Annotated in this window: 20 protein-coding genes and 1 pseudogene; 12 read left to right on the top strand and 9 right to left on the bottom strand. The window is 71.3% G+C overall.

Going from position 1 to position 23,862, the window contains the following annotated elements:
* The 4 genes from WIS52_RS01235 to WIS52_RS01220 all read left to right on the top strand — a co-directional run bounded on the left by WIS52_RS01235 (nt 1) and on the right by WIS52_RS01220 (nt 3,898).
* Nucleotides 1-828 (top strand): RraA family protein, encoded by an 828-nt coding sequence (locus tag WIS52_RS01235; RefSeq protein ID WP_349296168.1) that lies wholly within the window; start codon nt 1-3, stop codon nt 826-828.
* A gap of 55 nt (nt 829-883) precedes the next feature.
* On the top strand, nt 884-2,170 hold the full coding sequence (locus WIS52_RS01230; protein WP_349296167.1) for a mandelate racemase/muconate lactonizing enzyme family protein: 1,287 nt from the start codon (nt 884-886) through the stop codon (nt 2,168-2,170).
* Nucleotides 2,167-3,144: a sugar kinase gene (locus tag WIS52_RS01225; RefSeq protein ID WP_349296166.1), complete on the top strand. Its 978-nt coding sequence runs from the start codon at nt 2,167-2,169 to the stop codon at nt 3,142-3,144. Before WIS52_RS01230 ends, WIS52_RS01225 begins: the two co-directional genes overlap by 4 nt.
* 79 nt (nt 3,145-3,223) lie before the next feature.
* Entirely contained in the window at nt 3,224-3,898 is a 675-nt protein-coding gene (locus WIS52_RS01220; RefSeq protein ID WP_349296165.1) for a YceI family protein, read from the top strand.
* A 7-nt stretch (nt 3,899-3,905) separates the two neighbouring features.
* Here the strand turns inward: WIS52_RS01220 and WIS52_RS01215 are convergent, their stop codons facing one another.
* The 3 genes and pseudogenes from WIS52_RS01215 to WIS52_RS01200 form a co-directional block, all read right to left on the bottom strand.
* Nucleotides 3,906-5,234 carry an HNH endonuclease signature motif containing protein gene (locus WIS52_RS01215; RefSeq protein ID WP_349296164.1) on the bottom strand — a complete coding sequence of 443 codons (1,329 nt, stop codon included), beginning with the start codon at nt 5,232-5,234 and terminating at the stop codon, nt 3,906-3,908.
* 130 nt (nt 5,235-5,364) lie between these two features.
* A pseudogene (locus tag WIS52_RS31635) lies at nt 5,365-6,298 on the bottom strand (cold-shock protein).
* Nucleotides 6,299-6,462: 164 nt separating this feature from the next.
* Nucleotides 6,463-7,815 carry an NAD(P)-binding protein gene (locus tag WIS52_RS01200; RefSeq protein WP_349296163.1) on the bottom strand — a complete coding sequence of 451 codons (1,353 nt, stop codon included), beginning with the start codon at nt 7,813-7,815 and terminating at the stop codon, nt 6,463-6,465.
* Between the two features lie 126 nt (nt 7,816-7,941).
* On the opposite strand from WIS52_RS01200, the gene WIS52_RS01195 reads away from it, so the two are divergent.
* From WIS52_RS01195 to WIS52_RS01175, 5 genes are all read left to right on the top strand, one after another.
* Entirely contained in the window at nt 7,942-8,538 is a 597-nt protein-coding gene (locus tag WIS52_RS01195; RefSeq protein WP_349296162.1) for a TetR/AcrR family transcriptional regulator, read from the top strand.
* 119 nt (nt 8,539-8,657) lie between these two features.
* Nucleotides 8,658-9,500: a mycofactocin-coupled SDR family oxidoreductase gene (locus WIS52_RS01190; RefSeq protein WP_349296161.1), complete on the top strand. Its 843-nt coding sequence runs from the start codon at nt 8,658-8,660 to the stop codon at nt 9,498-9,500.
* Between the two features lie 57 nt (nt 9,501-9,557).
* A complete protein-coding gene (locus WIS52_RS01185) occupies nt 9,558-10,160 on the top strand; it encodes a TetR/AcrR family transcriptional regulator (RefSeq protein WP_349296160.1) in 603 nt (200 codons plus the stop codon).
* 60 nt (nt 10,161-10,220) lie between these two features.
* Entirely contained in the window at nt 10,221-11,006 is a 786-nt protein-coding gene (locus WIS52_RS01180; RefSeq protein WP_349296159.1) for an enoyl-CoA hydratase/isomerase family protein, read from the top strand.
* Nucleotides 11,007-11,045: 39 nt separating this feature from the next.
* A complete protein-coding gene (locus tag WIS52_RS01175; RefSeq protein WP_349296158.1) occupies nt 11,046-11,861 on the top strand; it encodes a mycofactocin-coupled SDR family oxidoreductase in 816 nt (271 codons plus the stop codon).
* A gap of 42 nt (nt 11,862-11,903) precedes the next feature.
* Here the strand turns inward: WIS52_RS01175 and WIS52_RS01170 are convergent, their stop codons facing one another.
* Nucleotides 11,904-12,977, bottom strand: a complete 1,074-nt coding sequence (locus WIS52_RS01170; RefSeq protein ID WP_349296157.1) for a LacI family DNA-binding transcriptional regulator — start codon at nt 12,975-12,977, stop codon at nt 11,904-11,906.
* Nucleotides 12,978-13,319: 342 nt separating this feature from the next.
* Between WIS52_RS01170 and WIS52_RS01165 the strand changes: the two genes are divergently transcribed.
* Together WIS52_RS01165 and WIS52_RS01160 are read left to right on the top strand one after the other, a co-directional pair.
* Nucleotides 13,320-14,162 (top strand): sugar phosphate isomerase/epimerase family protein, encoded by an 843-nt coding sequence (locus tag WIS52_RS01165; protein ID WP_349296156.1) that lies wholly within the window; start codon nt 13,320-13,322, stop codon nt 14,160-14,162.
* Nucleotides 14,159-15,322, top strand: a complete 1,164-nt coding sequence (locus tag WIS52_RS01160) for a Gfo/Idh/MocA family protein (protein WP_432422470.1) — start codon at nt 14,159-14,161, stop codon at nt 15,320-15,322. Before WIS52_RS01165 ends, WIS52_RS01160 begins: the two co-directional genes overlap by 4 nt.
* A gap of 18 nt (nt 15,323-15,340) precedes the next feature.
* Here WIS52_RS01160 and WIS52_RS01155 read toward each other — a convergent pair whose 3' ends face one another.
* The 5 genes from WIS52_RS01155 to WIS52_RS01135 all read right to left on the bottom strand — a co-directional run bounded on the left by WIS52_RS01155 (nt 15,341) and on the right by WIS52_RS01135 (nt 21,337).
* Complete coding sequence (locus WIS52_RS01155) at nt 15,341-16,753, bottom strand: DHA2 family efflux MFS transporter permease subunit (protein WP_349296154.1); 1,413 nt, start codon at nt 16,751-16,753, stop codon at nt 15,341-15,343.
* Nucleotides 16,754-16,808: 55 nt separating this feature from the next.
* Complete coding sequence (locus tag WIS52_RS01150) at nt 16,809-17,951, bottom strand: epoxide hydrolase family protein (RefSeq protein ID WP_349296153.1); 1,143 nt, start codon at nt 17,949-17,951, stop codon at nt 16,809-16,811.
* A gap of 156 nt (nt 17,952-18,107) precedes the next feature.
* Nucleotides 18,108-19,631: a GMC oxidoreductase gene (locus WIS52_RS01145; protein ID WP_349296152.1), complete on the bottom strand. Its 1,524-nt coding sequence runs from the start codon at nt 19,629-19,631 to the stop codon at nt 18,108-18,110.
* Nucleotides 19,628-20,974: an MFS transporter gene (locus WIS52_RS01140; protein ID WP_349296151.1), complete on the bottom strand. Its 1,347-nt coding sequence runs from the start codon at nt 20,972-20,974 to the stop codon at nt 19,628-19,630. Before WIS52_RS01140 ends, WIS52_RS01145 begins: the two co-directional genes overlap by 4 nt.
* A gap of 195 nt (nt 20,975-21,169) precedes the next feature.
* Nucleotides 21,170-21,337: a hypothetical protein gene (locus WIS52_RS01135; RefSeq protein WP_349296150.1), complete on the bottom strand. Its 168-nt coding sequence runs from the start codon at nt 21,335-21,337 to the stop codon at nt 21,170-21,172.
* Between the two features lie 387 nt (nt 21,338-21,724).
* Between WIS52_RS01135 and WIS52_RS01130 the strand changes: the two genes are divergently transcribed.
* A complete protein-coding gene (locus WIS52_RS01130) occupies nt 21,725-23,854 on the top strand; it encodes a GMC family oxidoreductase N-terminal domain-containing protein (protein WP_349296149.1) in 2,130 nt (709 codons plus the stop codon).
* Nucleotides 23,855-23,862 lie beyond the last annotated feature (8 nt).

Raw genomic sequence — 23,862 nt, 5'->3', positions numbered from 1 at the left:
ATGCAGATCCAGCTCGACCGCGGCGGTCTCGAGGCGTTGACACCCGAGTGGACCGGCGACCGCGACGAGAACGGTCGCCCGCTCGTCAGCGACTCCGTGATCGACCGGCTCCGCGGCATCTCGACCGAGCAGGCCTGGAAGCCGATGAAGCACGCCGGCTACGTGCGCCAGTTCGTCGGCGACTGGTGCCAGACCCGGCCGGGCCAGCACCTGATCGGGCGCGCGGTCACCGCCCAGTACGTCCCGCACCGGCCCGACTTCGACGCCGTCGTGCTGGAGTTCGCGCGGGCACGCGGCTGGGCCGCGGACGGGATCGTCAAGCAGAACTGGTGGGCCGTCGAGGCCCTGGTCTCCGGTGACGTCATGGTCGTGGACATGTTCGGCAAGATCGAACACGGCACGTTCATCGGGGACAACCTGGCGACCGCGGTGGCCAGCCGCACCGCCGGCGGCGGCGCCGTGATCGACGGCGGCATCCGCGACGAGACCGGCATCGCGGAGCTGGAGTCGACGAACGTGTTCCATCGCGGCGCGCACCCGACCGGCATCGCCGACGTGACGATGGCCGGGCTGAACGTGCCGGTGCGCGTCGGCGGTGTGACGGTGCTGCCCGGCGACATCGTCATCGGCACCCCGACCGGCGTCATCTTCGTGCCGCCCCACCTGGCCGAGACCGTGGCGCAGCACAGCGAGGACACCCGCCTGCGCGACGCGTTCGGCAAGTCCCGGCTGGCCGAACGCGTCTACACCAGTGCCCAGATCGACATCGGGACCTGGGACGCCGAGATCCAGGCCGACTTCGACACCTGGCGGCTCACCCACCGGTGACCGCACCGGCACCCGACACGACACCGCGACACCGCGACCACACGGGAGGACCCCCATGACCGAGGTCGGACTCGAGGACCGGATCAACACCGGGACCCGCTCCAGCGACCTGCGCATCACCGACATGCGCATCGCCAAGCTGGACGGCGTGCCGATGAAGCACACGATCATCCGCCTGGACACCAACCAGGGGATCACCGGCTGGGGTGAGGTGCGCGACCAGGCGAGCGCGCACTTCGCCCTCATGCTCAAGTCCCGCCTGGTCGGGGAGAACCCCTGCAACGTCGAGAAGGTCTTCCGCACGATCCGCCAGTTCGGCGGGCACGGCCGGCAGGGCGGCGGAGTCTCGGGCGTCGAGATGGCCCTGATGGACCTGGCCGGAAAGGCCTACGACGTCCCCGCCTACATGCTCGCCGGCGGCAAGTACCGCGACCGGGTCCTCGTCTACGCCGACACCCCGGCCCGCAAGGACCCCGACGAGATGGGCAAGGTCCTGCTCGAGCGCATGGAGCGCGGCTTCCGGATGCTCAAGATGGACGTGGGCCTGTCGCTGCTGTGGGACGTGCCGGGCGCGGTCATCGCGAGCGAGCACGAGCGCGCCCGCAAGCCCAAGGACCGGCCGTACACGATGCACCCCTTCACCGGAGTCCACATCACACAGAAGGGCATTGAGCACCTGGTCGACTACGTCGCGCGGGTGCGCGAGATCATCGGCGACGAGATGCCGGTCGCGGCCGACCACTTCGGCTACATGGACGTCGAGTCGGCCATCCGGCTCGGCCGCGCCCTGGAGCCGTTCGGTCTGGAGTGGCTCGAGGACCTGATCCCGTGGCAGTTCACCGAGCAGTGGCGCCAGATCACCGACGCGGTCGCGGTCCCGACCTGCACCGGGGAGGACATCTACCTCGCCGAGAACTTCAAGCCGCTGCTGGACCGGCAGGCGATCCGCGTCGCCCACCCGGACCCCGCGAGCGCGGGCGGCATCCTGGAGACCAAGCGGATCGCCGACCTGGCCCAGACCTACGGCGTCCCGACGGCGTTGCACCTGGCGGCCACCCCGATCGCCACGATGGCCTGCGTCGCGATCGGCGCGGCCTCGGAGACCTTCTACGCCCTGGAGCACCACGCTGCCGACGTGCCGGAATGGTCCAACCTGGTCACCGGCCTCCCGAACCCGATCATTCAGGACGGCTACATCGCCGTGCCGGAGGCGCCCGGGCTCGGCTTCGGTGACATCGACGAAGACGCGTTCCGGGCCGCCCTGGACCCGCGCGACCCCTCATACTTCGCAGACACGAGCATGTGGGACGACGACTGGAGCTACGACCGCCAGTGGGGATGACACACGACGGGGCCGGGGTCGTCACGCTCGGCGAGACGATGGCGCTGCTGACCCCGGACGGCCGGCTGGTGGCCGGTTCGTCGTTGCGGGTCGGGATCGGCGGCGCCGAGTCGAACACGGCGATCGGGCTGGCCCGGCTGGGCTGTGACGCCACCTGGATCGGCCGGGTGGGCGACGACGACCTCGGCACGGCCGTGCTGCGCGAGATCCGCGCCGAGGGGGTGCGGGTGCTGGCCGACCGCGACCCGGAGGCCCCCACCGGCGTCATGCTCAAGGAGATGCGCGGCGGGCGTCCGCGGCGGGTGCGCTACTACCGCTCCACCAGCGCCGCCGCCCGGTGGCGGCCCGACGACCTCGACGGGGTCGCCGACCGGATCGCCGGGGCGAGGGTGCTGCACCTGACCGGCATCACGCCCGCACTCGGCCCGGGGCCGCTCGAGGTGGTGCGCCGGGCGATCACGATCGCCCGGCGGGCCGGCGTCGAGGTGACGCTCGACGTCAACCACCGGCGTGCACTGTGGACCGACGAGCGGGCCCGCGAGGTGCTGGCCGGCCTGTTGCCCGACGTCGGTGTGCTGCTCGCCGGCGCGGAAGAGGCCGCGATGCTGCTCGGCCGGGCGGACGGCGCGGAGACCGTCGAGCGGGGTACCGAGCTCGCGGCCGGGCTGGCCGGCCTCGGCCCGCCGACGGTCGTGGTGAAGCTCGGCGAGCTGGGCGCGGTCGCGGACGGGGAGGGCGGACCGCTGCACTTGCCGACCCGCCCGGTGGAGGTCGTCGACCCGGTCGGGGCCGGGGACGCGTTCGCCGCGGGGCTGCTCGCCGCCCGCCTCGACGGGCTCTCGGCTGCGGAGCAGATCGCGCTCGGCAACGCGTGCGGCGGTGCGGTGTGCCGCGAGCCCGGTGACTGGGAAGGGCTCCCGACCCGCGAGGATCTCGCTCGTGGCGGGGTCGGCGACGCCGCCATCGTGCGGTGAGCGGCGGACCACGCACCGACCTCACAGCTCCCCGGCTACCGTCCGGTCCAATCGGACGAATCGACCACCGAGGAGCCAGATGACGCGGAAGGTGTGGTACCTAGTCGGCGCGGGGGTGCTGCTGGCGGTCCTGGTCGTCGCGGCCCCGTTCGTCTACGCCCGCTGGATCGCACCGGAGGCGGCCGCACCGCTGGCGGTGGGCGCGGGATCCGGCGCGGCGGTCGAGGAGCTGGCGGGCGCGTACACCGCCGGGCCGGGATCGGAGGCCGGCTACCGGGTCGGCGAGCTGCTGTTCGGCCAGCGCGTCGACGCGGTCGGCCGCACCTCCGACGTCTCCGGCACCGTCGAGATGTCCGGCACCCAGGTCACCTCCGGCGACGTCACGGTCCAGATGGGCACCGTGACCAGTGACGACGGCCGCCGCGACGAGTACTTCCTCGGCCGCCTCATGGAGACCGAGACCCACCCGACGTCGGAGTTCACCCTGACCGGTCCGCTGGAGCTGGGTCCGGAGTTCGCCGACGGCACCCCGGCCGAGGTCACCGCGGCCGGCACGCTCACGGTGAAGGACGTGACCCGCGAGGTCGAGTTCCCGCTCACCGCGGTGCGCGACGGCGCGGACATCCAGGTCTCCGGTGCGATCCCGCTGACGTTCACCGACGTCGGCATCGAGCCGCCCGCCTTCGGTGACGTCGTGACGGTGGACGACACGGGCGAGGTCGAGTTCCTGCTGGCCCTGACGCCGACGGGCTGAGCCGGCGTCACCCCACGAGCTGGGTGGCGACCCGTGGTGGTGGTCGTTGTGCCGGGATCCGCCCGACCAGGTCCGGGCGCTGCAGCATGTTGCGCCGCGGCCCGCCCGGCACCCAGGGCGGGGGATGGAACAGCGGGAACCCGCCCTCCATCGTGATCACCCAGTCCCCCTTGTGGATCAGCGTGTGGTGCTGGGAGCACAGCAGCACCAGGTTGTCGAGGTCGGTGCAGCCGCCGTGGGCCCAGTGCCGCACATGATGGGCGACACACCACTGCGGCGGGGCATCGCAACCGGGGAACGCGCACCCGCCGTCGCGCTGGGCCAGCGCCCGACGCTGGGCCCGGTTCGCGCACCGCTTCTCCCGGCCCACGAACAACGGCTCCCCGGTCGAGGCGAGCACGATCGGCACCATCCGCGCATCACAGGCCAGCCGCAACGCCGCCTCGGCATCGATCGCCGCCCGCAACGTCCCGTCCCCGAACCCGATCAGCGCCCCACCCTCGCGCGTCACGAGGGTCTCCAGGGGCACGGTGACCGTCACCTGCACCGCCTGACCGGCCTCCACACCCAGCGCGCCGGTGGCGAGCATCCGGCGGGCCAGCTCGACCAGCCCGTCGGCGGTGCGTTCGGCTGCCGAGCGCGGATCGCGCTCGCCCGGCTCGTGCCCGGCGTGCTCCCCGTCGGCGCAGCAGTCGTCCTGAACAGGGACGGTCGGGCACGGCGCGGTCAGCGGCGACAGTGCGCTGCGGATGATCGCGGCGGACTCGCGGTCGAAGAAGCCGCGCGCCTCGAACCCCTCCCCCAGTGAGCGCAGGGTCAACTTGTTGCGGGTCGGCTTGGGTTCGCGCGGCCGGGCGCCGTCGGGGTCGAGCAGCGCCAGGGCGTGGCGGCCCAGGCGGCGCACCGCATCGGGGTCCAGGCACCGGGCGTGCCCGGTCAGGTCGGCCTCCAGCGGGGCCCGGCGCTCGTCGAGGTGCGGGGGCAGCGCGGCCAGCACGGCCTGGATCTCGCGCACGTGCTCCGGGGTCAGCGCGCCCTCGGCGACCGCGGCGGCCAGCACTGGCAGATCCGGCTCCAACGCCTCCCCGCTCACCTGCCGGCGCGGGGCCAGCTGTTCGGCCGCCTTCACCCGCGACCGGGCGGTGGAGCGGGACACGTTCTGCACCGACCGCACCAGATCCGGCAGATCCCGATAGCCCTTGGCCTCGGCCAGCCCGCGCGAACGCGCCTCCCCGATCAGCTCGACCAGCTGCGCGAACGTCTCGTTGATCTCACCCTGGGCGGCCTCGATACCGACGAGAAGCTCGTCGTCGGTGGCCTGCCAGGCGGGGGTCATGTGTCCGATTCTAGTCGAACACACGTTCCCCTCTAGTAATGAGCGACCACCGGTCGCATATCGGCGACGAGCGGCGAAGCCGGAGTCGGGCAGGAACGCCCCGCCGGCCTCGAACCTGGGCTCGAACTCGTCAGATACGTTCGATGCGGTCGGCCTGCGGACCCCGGTCGCTCTGACGCACCGCGAACCGGACCCGGTCACCCTTCTGCAGCGGCTCCGACCCCATGATCACGGACACGTGGGCGAAGAGATCCTCGCCGCCTGCGTCCGGGGTGATGAAGCCGAAGCCGCGGTCGCCGTCGTAGCGCGCGACGACGCCCTCGCCTCCTCGTACGGGAACGTCCCGCGCCGCCGGCCCCGCGGCCGCGGCAGGCGCCGACCGCCGCGGCGCCTGCCGGGGCTCGCGGACCAGGTGCGTCGCGGGCCTGCGGGCCCTTGAGTGCACTGGCCACCTCGTAGGCGACGCGGTCGCCCTCGGCGAGCCACGTCAGCCCCTCGGCCAGGGCCCGGGCGTGGACGAAGACGTCCCCGTCGCCGGAGTCGGGGGTGATGAAGCCGAAGCCCTTGTCCTCGTCGTACCAGGCCACCGTGCCGTCGGCGCCGTCCGGGCCGTCCGCAGCGGGTGCGCCGGCGCCCGCTCCCAGCGGGATCACGTGCCCGGCCTGCGGGCCGCGCTCGCCGTCGACGATCAGGAAGGCCACCCGCTGCCCCTCGGTGACCACGCCGCCGGTCACGATGGCGGAGCTGTGCACGAAGATGTCGGCGCCGCCGTCGTCCGGCGACGCGAAGCCGTACCCCTTGCCCGGCTCGTACCAGTTGACGGTGCCGAGCAGACCCACGGCGCTGTCGGCCGCCTCGGCCGTGACGCGCACTCGCAGCGCCTGGGGCCCGCGGTCGTTCTCGCCGACCTCGAACTCGACGACCTGGCCCTCGCGGAGCACGGCCGCGCCGCCGCCCCCGACGATCTCGGAGGCGTGCACGAACACGTCCGGCGAGTCGTCCTCGGGCGCGAGGAAGCCGAACCCCCGGTCGGCGTCGAACTAACGGACGGTCCCCTGCGGCATCGAAGACTCCAAGTCGAGAGGGCGGGTACTGGCCACAGTCTCTCCGACGGGCCTCGCGGTCCGTCGGGCCGGGCCCACGGGCGGGCGGTGCGGAGCCGGGGGCGGGCTGCTGGTCCACCTGGCGACACGCCGAGCTCCGCGTTCCTGGCCGCTCCCCGGCCGTGTCACACGGTGACGTCGTCCCGCTTCAGGACGTCGTCCAGATGCGCGGCGATCGCCGACGCCGCGGCCCGATTGTCCGGGTCGGCCATCTCGTGCAGGTCGAAGAGCGCAGCCGAGAGGCGTGACCCGCACAGCCAGTCGAAGAGGGCGGGCGTACCGGACCACCGGTGCAGGCGCTCCATCCGGGTGCCGTAGAAGGACAGCAGATCGCGCGCGGCACGCGGGTTCGGCGCCGGAGGGGCCAGCGCATTGCGGGTGGTGTCGTCGAGATCGAGGGCCTCCAGCTTCGCGATGACCGCGGCGCTGGGTGCGACGAGGCACGGCAGCAGGGTCTGCACGGTGATCGCCCCGTCGGAGAAGACGGGCCGGGGTGGCTTCTGGGTGAGGCCGTCCGCGGAGCAGTCGATGTAGACGGTCCCGGGTGGCGTCGCGACGGTGCCGGCCTCGAGAACGACACCGGCGGAGTCGATGCGGCGCACGCGTCCCATCCGCACCACGTTCTCGATCCGTCGTAGCTGCTCGAGCTCGGTGGAGCTGACCGTCGCACAGCGGAAGGCGCTGGGGGTGACCGCGGGGTCGCGGCGGATGACCAGGCCCAGCTCCTCCAGTGCCGCGATCGCGTCGCCGACCGAGTCGTGTCCGTGCAGGCTCGTCAGCTCCCGGAACTGCGACACGGCGCCCTCGTGGCTGCGGTTGACCAGCCACGCGTCGCGCGGGGCGATCCACCTGATGCGGTCGGGGTCGACGCCCTGGTTCAGCAGCCACAGACAGGCGTCCAGGCCGGTCTTCCCGGCCCCGATGATGGTGAACCGCTCGGGCGCACCGCCGAGCTCGACGAGCTGGTTGACCGGAACGACCGGTACACCGTCCTCGACGTCGTAGCCGGGGCGCTTCATCGCGGGCACGGTGACGTTGACGTAGGAGGCGTCGACGACCCGTTTCCTGACGACGATCCGGGTCGTGGCGCCGTTGACCAGCGATCGCGCCCGGGCGATCGCCGGTCGGCCGGCGTGCACGTCGGCGATGTCGTGCATCGGCAGGTAGGTGACACGGCCCGAGGCGACCAGGACGTCACGCATGATGCGGTCGTAGTAGTCGAGGACCTCGTTGCGCGAGGCGAGGCTCGCTCCGGTGGAGTCGCTGGGCATCGCCCGGGAGTGGACCCCGTAGACGTTCGACGGCCCGTGCAGCCTGACGAACGGGTACGACATCGTCCAGTGGCCGCCCGGGGCGTGGTGGCGGTCCACGACGGCCATCGTGTGGCCGCTCTCGCCGAGCAGGGCGTCCGCAAAGGCCATTCCGGTGGCACCCGCGCCGATGATCAGGTAGTCGACGGTGATCGTTTCAGGAGTCATGTCCGCCTTCGGTCGTCCGTTCGGAGAGCTCGTGCAGCGCTCTCCGGCCACGGTAACGAGAGCTGGCAGCATCTGCCACAATCAGCATCGTGTGTCACATCTGACGGTCTCGGCTACCCTCGCGCGGTGGAACGAGACGCGTCGCCCCTACGAGACCGCAAGCGACAGGCGGTGCGCACGGAAGTGATGGCGGTCGCCGTCGACCTCTTCCTCGAGGACGGGTACGAAGCCGTCACCGTGGACCAGATCGCCACGGCAGCCGGCCTGTCCCCCCGCAGCTTCTTCCGCTACTTCACGAACAAGGAAGCCGTCTTCACCCACATGGTCGGCGAGGCCGGGACCGGACTCGCCGACCGCCTCAGGGACCGTCCGTCACACGAGCAACCCTGGCTCGCGCTGCGCCGCTCCTTCGACCACATGACCGAGACGCTCGACGGCGACGAGCGGTCACTGCGCGTGATGCGACTCGTCTACGACACACCGGGGCTCTACGGCGGCCACCTGCGCACGCAGGCGCAGTGGAACGAACTCCTCGCCGACGCGCTCGCGCCACGGCTCGTCACCGCACCGTCCGGCGAGCGGCGGCTACGCGCGGGCGCACTCGCCGCCGCGGCCGTCGCGTGCTTCGAGTACGCCCGTCGCGAGCGGGCCGGCTGCGACGCCCGGCGTTCCGTGGCGGAGCTCCTCGACATCGCCATGGGAGCCGTCCACCCGCTGTCCTGAGCCTCCCCCGAGTCACCGGCCCGAGCGATGAGCCCCTGTCGCGCGAGCCCGCGTGTGCGTAGTTTGTGCACTGAGTGCATAAAGGGCGACGACGCCCACCACCGTTGGAGGTACACGTCATGGGTGCTCACGAGGACAAGGTCGCGGTGATCAGCGGCGCCGCCCGCGGACAGGGCAGGTCACACGCCCTGCGCCTGGCCGAGGAGGGCGCCAACATCATCGCCCTCGACCTCTGCCGTGACATCGACTCGATGGACTACCCCAATGCGACATCGGCCGACCTGGCCGAGACCGCCGCCAAGATCGAGGGCATGGGCCGGTGGGTCGTGGCGCGCGAGGTCGACGTCCGGGACGCGGCGGCCGTGAAGGTGGCCGTCGACGAGGGCGTGGCCGAACTGGGCCGGCTCGACATCGTCATCCCCCAGGCCGGCATCGCCCGGTACACCGAGGCCGGCTCCTACGCCGAGGAGGCGCAGGTCTGGGCGGACATCCTGGGCGTCGACATCACCGGGTACTTCCACCTGATCGAGGCGTCGATCCCGCACCTCGTCGCCGGCGGACATGGTGGGTCGATCGTGATGACCGGCTCCACGGCGGCGACGCGCCCGATCGGCGCCACCGGCGGCCGGGTGGCCTACATGGCGGCCAAGCACGGCGCGGTCGGCCTCATGAAGACCTACGCCCTCGCCCTGGCCCGGCACTGGATCCGGGTCAACATGGTGCACCCCACCGGCGTCACATCCGGAATGACCCTGAACGCGACCGTGGAGAGACTGGCCGCCGAGGCCGCCTCGGGCGAGGCCGGACCCGACAGCTGGCTCGCCCAGTCCCGCAACCTGCTCGACGTCCCCATCGTCGAACCCGCCGACATCACCGAGGCGGTGATGTTCCTCGTGTCGGACAGGGCGCGCTACGTCACCGGCGAGGAGATCAAGGTCGACGCCGGGTTCTCGCTGTTGTGATCGCGTGCTCCGCCAGGGCGCGCCCGGGGGGACACGCGCACGGGGGATGATCGGGCCATGCCACCCCGTCCCCCGGGCCGCCCGCGCGAGGTCGACACCACCCGCGTCGCCCGGGCCGCCGTCGACCTGTTCGCCGAGCGCGGGTACGAGGCGGTGAGCATGGGCGACGTCGCGACCGCCGCGGGCATCAGCCGACGCAGCCTGTTCAACCACTTCCCCACGAAGGCGGACCTGTTGTGGTCCGGCCACGAGTTCTATGTCGACCGGCTGCGCCACCACCTGGCGCAGCCGCACGGCCGCTCCGCCGACCTCGCCGCCGTGCTCTCCTCCGCGTTCGCCCGAGCCTTCGAGGACCTGGGCGAGGACGGTCTCGCCCTCGCCCAGGCGCGACTCCGGGTGGTGGCGACCCATCCGGACACGGCCGCGGCGGGCTACGTCGTCATCGCGGCATCCCGTGCCGCCGTGCTGGACTTCCTGCGCACCCGGGTCCCCGACGAGCTGACCTGCCGGTGTGTGGCCGGCGGGGTCGCCGGCGCCGTGTACGAGGCCGCCTTGTGGTGGGCCGCCGGAGACGCGCCGGACCCTGGTCACGCCGTCAGGATCGCCGTCGCCGGCCTCTCGCTGCGTGGAGAGGAGTTCACCCAGCCGCCGGTCGCGTAGTATTTGCACCGAGTGCATGAATATGGTCGACTGCACCCGGCACGACTGGAGGCACCTTCCATGACGGCAGACGAGCGCCCCGACTACTTCGACGCCTTTCCCACCATCGCGATGAGCCGAGACAGCGACGGGGTCCTCCTGGTCCGGCTGCACGGCGCCGACCCCGACACGGCGGTCACCTACACCGCCCAGCACCACCACGACTGGTGCGATGGCTTCGCCGCCATCGGCGACGACCGGGACAACCGGGCTGTGGTCCTCACCGGTACCGGGGAGTCCTTCATCGACACGATGGTCTACGACATGGACCTCCGAACCCCCGGTGACTGGGACGAAGGCGTCTACTTCGACGGCAAGCGGATGCTGCGCCGCCTGCTCGACATCGAGGTCCCGGTCATCGCGGCCGTGAACGGCCCGGCCACCATCCACGCCGAACTCGCGGTCATGTCCGACATCACGCTGGCGTCCTCGACGGCCACGTTCCAGGACGCCCCGCACGTGCCCAACGGGACCGTCCCCGGAGACGGCGTCCATATCGTGTGGCTGGAGCTGCTCGGCATCAACCGTGGCCGCTACTTCCTCCTCACCGGACAGACACTCGACGCGCAGGAGGCCCTGCGGCTGGGAGTCGTCAACGAGGTCCTGCCTTCCGACCAGCTCCTGGAACGTGCCATGGAGCACGCCCGCCGGCTCGCCGCGCTGGACCCCGTCGTCGCCCGCTACACCCGGGTGGTGCTGACCCAGCGGTACAAGAGGCTCGTCGAGGAGGGCCTGGGCTACGGGCTGGCGCTGGAAGGGCTGGGCGCCCTCAGCGTCATCTCCGCGGCGGGCCGGCACGGGGAATGAACCGATGATCTTGTCACTGACGACGAGCGGGGAACCGACATGACCGGACGTGTAGCGGGGAAGGTCGCCCTCATCACGGGCGCCGCCCGAGGACAGGGCCGAGCCCACGCCGTCAGGCTGGCGCAGGAGGGGGCCGACATCATCGCCGTCGACCTGGCCGGACCCCTGCCCGGCGTCGCCTACGACTCCCCGACCCCCGCAGACCTCGACCAGACCGTGCGCGAGATCGAGAAGCTGGACCGCCGCATCGTCGCGGCCCAGCTCGACGTACGCGACCTCGAGAAGCTGACCTCCGTCGTCGACGACGCCGTCGGCGAGCTCGGCCGTCTCGACACCGTGATCGCCAATGCCGGGATCTGCATCCCCGAGCCCTGGGACCAGGTCACCCCGACGATCTTCGACGACACCGTCTCCATCAACGTGCGCGGCGTCTGGAACACCGTCATGGCCGGTGCGCCGCACCTGGTCCGCGCCGGGGGCGGCTCGATCGTCATCATCAGCTCCGCCGCCGGGCTGAAGGTCCAGCCGTTCATGGTCCCCTACACCACCAGCAAGTTCGCCGTCCGCGGCATGGCCAAGGCGTTCGCCGCCGAGCTCGGCGCCCACCACATCCGCGTCAACACCGTGCACCCGACCGGCGTCAACACGCCCATGGGATCAGGCGACATGCAGGCGAAGCTGGGTGCGGCCATCGCGGGCTACCCCCGGCTGGGTGCGATGTTCACCAACCTGCTGCCCGTCGAGGGCACCGAGCCCGAGGACGTCGCCGAGACCGTCCTCTTCCTCGCCTCCGACGCATCGAAGTACATCACCGCCCACGAGATCGCTCCCGACGCAGGCGTCACCGAGTACTGATGCGTGGGCGCGCCACGACGAGGGCGTCATCCGACGACGGCGTCATCCGACGACGGCCGGCTCCGCGGGCGCAGCGGTCGACATGCGGATGACGAGCTCGGCGGACAAGGCATCCGTGGCCTCCGGAGTCCTGCCCGCCAGTCCGGCGAGCAGATGCTCGACGGCGCGCTGGCCGGCGAGCTCCAGCTCACTGCGCACGGTCGTCAGGGCCGGGACCACCAGCTCGCTGCCGAAGATGTCGTCGAACCCGGTGACGCTCAGCCGGTTCGGTACGTCGACGTCGCTCTCCGCCGCGGCCTTCATGAGGCCGATCGCGATGAGGTCGTTGAAGGCGACGGCGGCCGTGACCCGCGCCGCCAGGACGCGTCGGAGCGCGGCGCGCCCGCCCTCGATCGTCGGCACGTTGGGGCCGATCTCGACCAGCCCCATCCCACGACTCTCGGCCCCCTCGAGCAGGTTCTCCCAGCGACGTTCGCTCATCCACGACACCTGCGGGCCGGAGAGGTACGCGAGGGAGCGGTGACCGAGTTCGTCGAGGTGATCGAGGAGCGCGGTCACACCCTGCGACACGTTCGGCAGGATGGCTGCGACGTCGTCGACCGCGCGGTTGATCAGGACCACGGGCTTCTCGACGGCGATGTCGCGGATCCGGTCCGACGCGAGCCGGCTGGTGGCGAGGACCAGGCCGTCGACACTCGGCAGGATGCGCGAGACGGCGGCGGCCTCGACGTCCCCGGACTCCTGCGACTCGGCGATGATGAGCGTGTAGCCCTCTGCGCTCGCCGCCTTCTCCGCACCGCGGATGATGCCGAACACGACCGGGTTGGTGATGTCGGCGAGGACGAGCGCGATGGTCTGGGTGCGGCCGGTGTGCAGCGCGCGGGCCATCGGATTGAAGCGGAAGTTGAGCTCCTCGGCGGCCGCGCGGATCTTCGCCTCCGTCGCCGCGCTGATCCTTCCGGGTTTGCTCAGTGCCCGGGAGACGGTGGACGGCGCGACGCCGGCGCGCTCGGCGACGTCGTAGATCGTGGCGGCACCGTTGCGCCGCTGCCCGCGGGAGGCATCGACGGACGTGCCGGCCGCACCGACCTCGTCTTCCGGCTCATCGCTCTGCATCCGTCCGCACCCGTCTCGCCGCGGCATCCACGATCTCGTTGATCGCGGCGCGCCGGTCAATGGTGCCACCTCACCCTCGGCGCCTCTCACCAGTCACCTCCCGGCGGTCGTGCACGGTGCGGTCTCCGAACCTGCCGACAGGAGGCGTACGGGCCCTTCCGGCTACACCCGACAGAGCGTTCAACCGATTGCCAACTCTATCGACGGCCACTCTCGACAGTCGAATTGTGCACTGCTGAGACAGCTGAAAGACCATGTCAACCGGTTGCCATAACCCTACGCACCTGGAAAAGTGGGAGGGGCTCGGCTACGACGGCGGCGAACGAGGGAGTGACCGTGGCAGTGATCGGCGTTCAGGCGATGATGCTCAAGCAGATCGTCGCGGAGGTCGGGCCGTTCGAGGCGATGCGCCGGCTCTCGGACGTCGGGTTCACGGTCACCGAGGTCTCCCAGATCCCGATGACGGCCGAGAACGTGGCGGAGCTCGCCCGGGCCCGGGAGGAGTTCGGACTGACCTTCGCGGCCCTCTCCGCGGGGCTGGCCCCGATGGCGGGCGGCGGCGACACGCTCGGCAGCGACTTCGACAAGATCGTCGCCGACGCGCGGGCACTCGGCAGCGGGATGCTCCGGGTCGCGATGCTGCCCCTCGACGCGCTGACCGACCGCGAGCAGCTGATCGACGCGTCGAGGGAGCTCGAGGACCACGCCAAGCGCCTGAGGGACGAGGGCATCGCGCTCTGCTACCACAACCACCACGTGGAGTTCGCGACGTTCGACGGGGCGTACCTCCACGACATCATCGCGGAGCACGCGCCGAGTGTCGGGTTCGAGCTGGACGTGCACTGGGTGCAGCGCGCGGGTCTGGACCCGGTGCGGGCCATCGCGGATCGCGCGGGGCGCGTCGGGCTCGTCCACCTCAAGGACTACCGGATCAAGAACCTCGACCCCGCGGTCCTCGCGGAGATCACCGCCGGCGGCTTCGCGGCCTTCCGGAACGCGGTGGTGACCGATGCCGCGGTGGGCGAGGGCAACCTCGACTGGGGACGCATCATCCCCGCCGCCCTCGATGCCGGCGCGCGGTATCTGCTGGTCGAGCAGGAGGAGACCGAGGGCATGGACATCCTCGAATGCCTGCGGATCTCCTACCGCAATCTCGCCGCGATGGGCTTCGGTGACCTGCTCTGAACCGTCGACGATCGAACGAGCGCCCCATCGGGGTCGCGATCATCGGAACGGGTGCGATCGCGGCGACCCACGCGGCGGCGATCAGTGAGACGAAAGATGTCGACCTCGTCGCCGTCGGCTCGAGGACACCGTCCCGGGCCCGGGCCTTCATCGAGCACCATCAACAGGGCTGGAGAACGGAAGGACGGGTCGCCGCAGCGACCGTCGAGGAGATCCTCGACGACCCCCGGGTCGAGCTCGTCTCGGTCGTCACCCCGACGGGAACCCACGTCGGGATCGGGACCAGGGTTCTCGAGGCGAGGCGCCATCTCGTTCTCGAGAAGCCGGTCGACGTCGACCTGCGGCGCGCTCTGGCGTTCGCCGACGTCGCGGCCGAAGCGGAGGCGTCCGGCCTGGTGGCCGCGGTGGTGAGCCAGCAGCGATTCGGCCCTGCCGCCACCCGCGTACGCGAGGCGATCGACGCAGGGCGCATGGGGACCCTCACGTCCGGCGTCGTCTCGGTCGGGTGGTGGCGGAGCCAGGCGTACTACGACCGGGACGACTGGCGCGGGACCTGGGCCCATGACGGCGGTGCGCTGATGAACCAGGGCGTGCACACGCTCGACCTCCTGGTCTGGTACTTCGGCGAGCCCGTCCGCGTCAGCGCCGGCAGCCGCCTGCTGGCACACCGGCGCATCGAGGTCGAGGACACCGTGGCGGCGGTCGTCGAGTTCGAGTCAGGGGCGATCGCCACCGTGCACGCCACGACGGCCGCCTTCCCCGGTCTCGCAGCCCGGCTGCAGGTGATGGGGACGCGGGGCAGCGCCGTCATCGAGCACGAGGGGCTCAGCTACCTGCATCTCGCCGGCCCCACCGATGTCGGCGACATGGGTCTGCACGGGGCGGGCAACCAGGTGGTCGCCCCCGACCCCGTCGACAACCGTGATGCGACGACGACGGCGGCCGGCCACGCCCGCCAGTTCGCCGACGTGTCGAGGGCGATCCTGGACGGCCGCCGGACCCTGGTGACGGTCGAGGACGCCGTCCGGACGCTCCGGACCGTGCACGCGATCTACCGCTCCGCGACCGAGGGACGGCCCGTCGACCTCGCGGAACTCGGGCAGGATCCGTCACCCGATGCCTATCGGGTCGGCACGGTCCCACCACCCGCCGTTCCGTGAGCCGATCCGAAGCCGGCATCACCCCGTCCGGACGGATCGGCGTCGTACCAGCAGCGACAGCAGCACCGTCAGGAGCCCGACGCCACCGGCCGTCGCGAACGCCGTGTGCAGTCCGGCCGCGTCGGGTGACGGGCCGCCCGGGGCCGACCCGGCCGCGGCCACGGTGACGAACAGGGCGGTACCCACCGCGCCCGCGATCTGCTGCACCGTGGACAGGGTCGCGCTGCCGTGCGAATAGAGCTCGTCCGGCAGTGATCCCAGCGCCTCCGTCATCAGCGGGGTCATCATCAGCGACATCCCGGCCATCAGGACGACGTGGAAGCCGACGGCCGCGAGCAGCGGGGTCGCGGGGCCCATGGTCGAGAACAGGCCGAGCCCGCATGCCATGAGCACGGCACCCGGGACGACCAGGGGTCGCGCTCCGTACCTGTCGAACAGTGCACCGACCGGTCGCCCGAGCAGCCCGAGCAGGAGCCCGCCCGGCAGCAGGGCGAGCCCGGTCACCAGCGGGGTCACGCCCAGCACCGACTGCAGGTAGAGGGGCAGGAGAACCGATGCGACGCCGATCAGGGTCAGCAGCATCAGCCCCGTGAGCAGCAAGGAGACCACGAACGGACGCCAGAGGAACGTCCGGAGATCGAGCAACGCCCGGCTCTCGGCCTGCAGCCGCACCTGCCGCACGACGAAGAGACCGATGGCACCGAGCCCGACGATGACCGCGACCCACGCCAGTGCACCCCCGGCATCGTCCTTGCCGATGGACGACAGGCCGTAGACGAGGCCGCCGAATCCCACCGCGGAGATCAGCACCGATGCGACGTCCAGTGGACCCGCGCGCCCGACGGCGTCCAGGTCCAGCCACCGTGCGCCGAACACGAGCGCGGCCACCGCGAGCGGGACGACCAGCCAGAACATCCAGCGCCAGCCGAGGCCGGACAGTACGGCGCCGCCGATCGTCGGGCCGATCGCGGGCGCGACGGCGATGACGATCGTGATCGTGCCCATGGTGGCACCGCGCCGCTCCGCGGGAACGAGACGCAGCACCGTCGTCATCAGCAACGGAAGCATCAATGCGGTACCGACGGCCTGCACCACGCGCCCCGCGAGCAGAACTCCGAACCCGGGAGCGAAGCCGGATATCAGGGTCCCCGCAGTGAACACCGCCATCGAGAACACGAATATCCGGCGTGGGGTGTATCTGTCCAGCAGATAGCCGGTCGTGGGAATGACGACGGCCATCGTCAGCAGATATCCGCTGGTCAGCCACTGGACCGTAGTCGTCGGGACGGCGAGGTCGACGCTCAGATCACGCAGTGCGACACCGAGGATCGTCTCGTTGAGGATCATCACGAAGGCGGCGCCGGCCAGGACACCGATCAGTGGTCCTGTACCGCTTCGCGGTGGCGCAGGACGGGTAGTGGGCGCAGTCACTCGGGTCCTCCGGTCGGAATGGCAGAAACGCGGCGCATACCAGGCACGAGGCGCGCTATCGGTAAGGCCGGAAGAAGGCGCGGAGGTCGTCCACCAGAGCAGTCGGCCGCTCCAGGGCGGCGAAATGTCCGCCGCGCGCGAACTCGCTGTAGCGCTGCAGGTTGAACGCCGTCGCCACGACCTCGGGGGCCGGCACGAAGAGTTCCCGGGGGAACGCCGCGAAGGCGGTGGGAACAGCGGCGGGGCGGGCCGGCTCCGCCTCGGTGGCGGCCGCGGCCTCGTAGTACAGACGCATCGACGTGCCGATGGTCCCGTCGAGCCAGTAGAACATCACCGCGGTGAGCAGCTCGTCCTTGGAGAAGACGGACTCGACCCGCCCACCGCAGTCGCTCCAGCTCCGGAACTTCTCGACGATCCAGGCCGCGAGCCCCGCGGGTGAGTCCGTCAGTGCGTGACCGATGGTGAGGGGTCTGGTCGCCTGGACGTGGGAGTAGCCGCCCTCGGCCGCCTGCCACTCCCGCATGATCCGGAGGTAATCGCGGCCGGCCGCCGTGGTCGGCGGGGGCCGATCCGGGAAGAAGTTGAGATGAATGGCCGCCACGCCGTCATCGACCCCGTGATATCGGCGCCCCAGCGCCGCCGTGACGAACGAGCCCCAGTCACCGCCCTGCGCGACGTAGCGATCGTAACCGAGAGTCCTGGTCATGAGTACGTGAATCGCGTCCGCGATGGCGGGAGCGTCGACCCCGGGGCGTCCGGGATGAGGGGAGAATCCATATCCCGGCAGGCTGGGGGCGACGACGTGAAAAGCGTCGGCAGGATCGCCGCCGTACGCGGCAGGATCGGTCAGCGGACCGATGATCTTGTGTACTTCCCAGAACGATCCCGGCCATCCGTGACTGAACACCAGGGGCAACGGATTCGGGCCGTGTCCACGCGCGTGCACGAAATGCAGGCGGACGTCCCCGCCCGGCGTGGAGAGGTCGGACCGGAACTGCGGGAGCTCGTTGATCCGGCGTTCCGCCGCGCGCCAGTCGAACGTCTCCGCCCAGTAGCCGACGAGCTCGCGAAGCTCTCCGGCCGGCATTCCGGCGGACCAGCCGAGGTCGGATTCGAACAGCCGGGTCCGGACCAGCCGCTCCCTCAGGTCGTCCAGGTCGCGCTGCGGCACGTCGACGACGAAGGGGTGCGCGCTCACCGGCCGGCCCCCGGCGATCCCCCGCCACGACGGGTGGTGCCGTGGCCGGCCCCGGCAGGGCGTGGACGCTCGGTCTCATGACTCATGCTGACAGCGTACGCCTAATTTGGCAGTCTCTGCCAAGTAGATCTGTGGGCGCCGGTCCCACGCCGAGCCTCAGACAGGCTCCGCCTCCCGCTCGGGCTCTCCGAGCCGCTCCGCGAGCTTCTGCGCCGCGCGCACCGCCAGCGCGACACTGGTGATCGTCGGATTGGCTGCCGTGGCGGTCGGGATGACGTTGTTCCCGCCGACGGTGAGCCCGTGCACGTTCCAGACGCGGCCGTAGGAGTCGCAGACCGATTCCCCGTCGTCGGCCGCACCCATCCGCGTGCTCCCCTGGTAGTGCAGCGATGAGCCTCCCGGGGCGAACACGAGACTCTTCAGTTCCCCGTCGAGGGCCGCCACCGCACGGGTGGCGCTCGATTCCAGGAGGTCGATCGTCGCCCGGTCGCGATCGGTGAGGGTGTAGTGAATGGTCATCGCCGGCATCCCGAACGAGTCGCGCTCCGACTCGCTGAAGACGACGCAGTCGGAGAACTGCAGCTCCTTCGCACCGTAGAAGGCGAGACCGGCGAAGTCGGCGCCGGAGAACCAGATGCTGCGCGCAGCCGGATGGACCTGCCCCTGGATCTCCCGCACACGTGACGAGAACGGGATCAGGACGACTCCGATCGGACGCACCGGCGCCGGAACCCGGTCGTCCGCTGCGAAGGCGTCCGGCAGCACGGCCATTCCGGTCATCTTCAGGTGATCGTTGATGTAGTGACCGAGGGCGCGCGGGCGGACGCCGGAGGCGAAGAGCAGCTGCGGCGTCCGGAGTGCGTCGGCGGCGACGACGACCTCGCTCGAGCGCACCTGATAGATCTCCCCGGTCGCACGGGACTCCAGTTCCACGCCGTGGACCGTGCCGCCCTCGATCAGCACCCGCCGCGCGAGCGTGCCGGCTCGCAGTTCGAAGCCGGGCACCCGCTCGGCCAGATCGCCGAGGATGACGGACGGGCCGGACACCCGCGTCCCGTCCTCGTCGACCACCGCCGCCAGGGGCGTCATGATCACGGGCGAGGCGTCCGGGGCGTCGCCGTCGAACTCGGCGGCCAGAGCGGACCGCATCCGCCGAAGAAGATCGTCTCCTCCGGCCAGATCGCGACCGACCGACAGCAACCGGTCCGCGGTGTCGTATGCCTGGTCCAGCTCGTCCGCGGGGATGAACGGGATACGTTCCGTGCCGTTCGGGCGAGGGCTCGATCCCGACCAGTGGATCCCCATCCCACCGACCCCGCTCGACATGCTGGCCGCAGCCATGCCGAACTCCCCCTCCACCTTGGCGCCCTTCCCGAGGAGGAACAAGCCGGGGCGCACGAGCTGGTCCTGGTCGAGAACGGGATCGAGCGACGCGGCCTCGCCGGTCTCCCGCAGGCCGCTCTGGTCGATTCCGGACTGCGGCCCCTGGGTGAGCAGCTGAGCGCTCGCGAGATCCTCCGGCGGCATCGTCTGCGTGTGGAGCCCGGGCACCCCGGGGACGCGTGGACCGGCTTCGACCACGAGGATCCGGCAGCCGGGACGGGCGTCGCCGATCACCCGCGCGAACGTCGATCCGACCGGCCCGCTCCCGACGATGACGACGTCGACGGACTCGCTCATCCCGTCCCCGCTTCCTGCTGTTCCCGCGCTCGCTGCGCCGAGGCGTCGGCCGGATAGATGCGGTACATCAGGGTCCACAGCACCGCGTTCACCGTGTACGGCACCGAGACGAGCCAGAACATGAGCGCCTGCAGACCGAACGCCTCGCCGAGGAAGCCGAAGGCGAGACTGAGGATGGCCGCGAACCCGCCCTGGACGAATCCCATGACCAGCGCGTAGGCCGTCGCGACGACCGAGGTGGGGACGACGGAGCCGATGATCGGCAGCGCCACGCCCGGGGGCCCGATCGACGCGATCAGGCCGGTCACGAACACCGCCAGGTAGACCGCGACGCCCTGGCCCCAGTCGACCTGGAAGAGCAGGGCGGTCGATATCGCGTAGCTGACGAGGTAGCCCTGCATCAGGATGATGCGCCCGTGGTCGCCGAACCGACGCCCGAACCAGTCGCCGAGGAGACCGCCGAGGAAGCTGCTGATGACGTTGCCGAGCATGTAGACGGCCATCAGGATCGCGGCGTCCGCGACGGTCCACCCGCGGGCGTCGACCCAGTAGGTGACGAAGAAGGCGAAGAGCACCAGGCTCGTGGTGAGCGATATCTGGACCGCCATGAACAGGATGGTGCGGTTGCGCAGGAGGTTCAGCGCATCGCGGACGTTGAACCTCACCGCGTCGGCGCCGACCGCCTCGGCCCGGGCGTCCTTCGGCGGCTCGGGCACGAACAAGAGGATGAGGACGCCGGACAGGACGCTGATGCCGCCCAGGGCGAACAGACCGTAGCGCCAGCCGTCCTCGACGTTCGCGAGCTGCCCCAGGATCGGTGTACCGATCACCGAGGCGGTCATCATCGTCGTGCGCAGGACACCGAACGCTCGACCACGCTCGGCGGCCTCGAACATGTCGACGACGAGGCCGTTCGCGATCGGCTCGGACGCGACCGTGCCCAGCACCCCGATGGTGTAGAGCACGAAGAGCTGCGTGGCGTTCTGCGCGAAACCGGCCGCGACCGTCCACAGTCCCCATAACCCGGTCGCCACGAAGAGGACCTTCTTGCGCCCGTAGCGGTCGGCGAGCGACGCCCACACCGGACCGAGCAGCATGCGGGCGAACCGGCTGATCGCCACCAGGATGCCCAGCGCGCTGGTCTGCAGCGACAGGGCGTCACGGATGACCGGGAAGAGGGTGTTGACCAACCCGCCTTCGAATCCGTCGACGATGTTGGCGAAGGCCAGGGCGAGGATGCCGCGTCGGCGACGCTTCACCTGTCCGGCAGGGGTGCCGCCCGTCTCGTCGCCGTGGGTCGTCACGGACTGCGTGGCGGTGAGCCGTTCACCCGGCTCAGCCACGGCAGTCTCCTCGGGTCTGTGGTCCGCGCACGGGTGAGCTCCTTCGGCCATCAGGATCGCGGTGGCAATGTGCGGTGGGAGGTGCTGGGTACGCGGGGGCCGCGAGTGCGACACACCGGCACGGGCCGTCCGGGGCGGAGCGCCCGGGGCCCGAGGGACACACGGCCGGCATCGCGTCGTCGACGCCGTGTGCGGTCACATCAGCGCTGCAGCGGGGGGATGACGCCGACGCACTCGCCGCCACCACGGCCGCCGGCGGTCCGCCGGGGCCGCGACCGGCGCGGACGAGCCCTCGGCGACCTCGCAGACGACGCCGCCCGCGGCGATCAGCACCGCGAGCCCGGCGTCAGTCGTCTGCGACATGGCCTCGAGTATGGCCAGGGTGACACCTTCCGTCAACCGATTGCCAACCCGGTTTCCGACCACCCTCGACGAGGCACCCGCCCCGCGGGCGGCGCCCCCGGGCGACACGACGGCCGGCGATCCACCCGCGAGCCGATGCTCGCGACCACGTCACCGCCGTGCGCCGGCATCCCACAGCACAGCCGAGCCGAGGCGGACCTCCGCGCACACCGGTCCGCGACTCCGGCCCTCCCCGGCCGGAGCGCAGAATCTGCGACGGTGATGGCAACCGGTTGCTCGGTACTCTTCCGTTGCGTACCGTCCCCCGCGACGCGGCGTGGACCCACCCACTGCCGGGCGCGACGTACCGCGAACCGCGCGACGTACCGCGAGCCGATGGAGGTTCACATGCCCACACCATCCCCGTCCTCGGCTGCGATCGCGGGCTTCACCGGTGAGGAGACCCGCGTTCTCGCGGCTCTGATCGACGTGATCATCCCCGAGGACGAGGACGCCGGCGGGTGGGACGGCGGGGTCGCGCGGCTCCTGCGCGAGCACGCGCAGGACTTCATGGCGTGGGCCGTCGCCCCACTGAAGATCGCCGTCGCGGACGCCGAGACAGAGGCGAGGGAGAAGTTCGGCGTCGGCTGTGCGGATCTCGATCACCGCGAGCGGCGGTCCGTCGTCGAGGCCCTCGCCGAGCGCGAGAGCGTCACCGAGCAGCCTGCGACCGGCGTGATGGGCGGCCTCGACCGGGAGGCGGCGGCGCCGATCGCCGCGCTGAAGCAGGTCGCCTTCGAGGGCTACTACGGCAACACCTCGGAGCCCGCCGGCTGGGCGGTCGCGAACTTCCGCCCGTTGCCCGAGGGCGTGACCCCTGTGGACCCCGATCCCCCGGCGGGAGTGCGACCCGAGTCCCTGGCCCGGCACTACGACGTGGTCGTCGTGGGTGCGGGTGCCGGAGGAGGCGTGGTCGCCGCCGAGCTCGCGGAGAACGGCAGGAACGTCCTGGTCGTCGAACGGGCGCGCGAGCACCGGACCGGCGACCTGCGGACCAATCACCTGCAGGGCAAGCGCGAGCAGGACTACGACACCACCGCGGGCCCCGGGCCCGGCAGTCCCCGTGTGCTGGAGCTGGCGGACGGCACCGTCTCGGTCGCCCGCAGCGATCGCAACGGCCTCGCCTACGGCCTGGTCGCCATGACGCTGGGAGGCGGGACCCGGCTGTGGCAGGCGATGTCGTGGCGGTTCTTCCCGGAGGACTTCCGGATGGCGGCGGAGTACGGCACCCCGGAGGCGTCGACCCTCGCGGACTGGCCGATCTCCTACGACGATCTGGCTCCCTACTACGACCGGGTCGAGTGGGAACTCGGTGTCTCGGGCGACGGACGCGGGGTCCTGGGAGCCCGCACGCCACGAACTCGTGAGTATCCGATGCCGCCGCTCCCCTCCGACAGCACCCGGGAGGTCCTCGAAGGCTCGGCCGCGCGCCTCGGATGGCGCTCCACCGCGATCCCCTACGCGATCAACTCCGTCCCCCGCGACGGTCGGGCGGCGTGCGTGCGGTGCCCCCAGTGCATCGGTCACGCCTGCCCGGTCGACGCGAAGAACGGCACGCACAACACCTTCCTGCCCAGAGCACTCGCGACCGGACGGACAGACCTGATCATGGCGTCGCAGGTCGTCGAGATCGTCCATGACGGACGCGGGCGCGCGTCGGGGGTACGGCTCATCACCGAGACCGGGTCCGGCCCCGTCGAGTCCACGGTCCGGGCGGACGTGGTCGTGGTCTCCGCCGGCGCACTGGAGACCCCGCGACTCCTGCTGGCCTCGGGCCTGGGCAACGACTGGGTCGGCCGCAACCACCACTCGCACGCCGGGGCGTACGCCCTCGCCACGAGGCCCCCCGACGGCGCCAAGACCGATCTCGGCCCGGGGCACTCCGTGGCGACCCTCGACTTCGTCCACCGCGACCACGAAGGGTGGGGCGGCGGGGTGCTCTACGACTCGGGGCCCCCGTATCCGCTCGCGCGCGCGATCGGGGCGGGCCGGAACCCGGCCACCGCGTACGGCGCGGCGCACAAGGCGGCGATGCGCCGGCGGAGTCTGCCGCTCGGCGCCATGTCGATGGTGCAGGAGATCCCCCACGAGTTCACGCGGATCACCCTCGACCCGGCGCTGCGGGACCGGCACGGGATGCCGGCGCTGCGCGCCCGGTACGCGGCGCATCCGGCGTCCCAGGAAGCAGCCGACTACATGAAGACCCATGCCCGTCGATGGGTCGAGGAAGCCGGCGGGCGGGACGTGGTGGCACTCGCCGGGGCCGGGATGCCCCAGGGCAGCGAACACTCCGCGGGAACCGCGCGGTTCGGGACCGATCCCGCGTCCGCGGCGTGTGACGTGCGCGGGCTGCTCTTCGGCACGGACAACGTCTACGTCGCCGACGCGTCGCTGCATCCGACCAACGGCGGCTTCAATCCCGGCCTGACGGTGATGGCCAACGCCCTGCGCATCGGCCGGCTCCTGACGGAGAGGTAGCACGCCGC

Origin of the sequence: Pseudonocardia nematodicida, from assembly GCF_040105385.1 — a bacterium.
In the GTDB taxonomy this organism is placed as follows: domain Bacteria; phylum Actinomycetota; class Actinomycetes; order Mycobacteriales; family Pseudonocardiaceae; genus Pseudonocardia; species Pseudonocardia nematodicida.
Note: the sequence above shows the minus strand (reverse complement) of the source record. Positions and strands in the feature narration are given on the sequence as shown.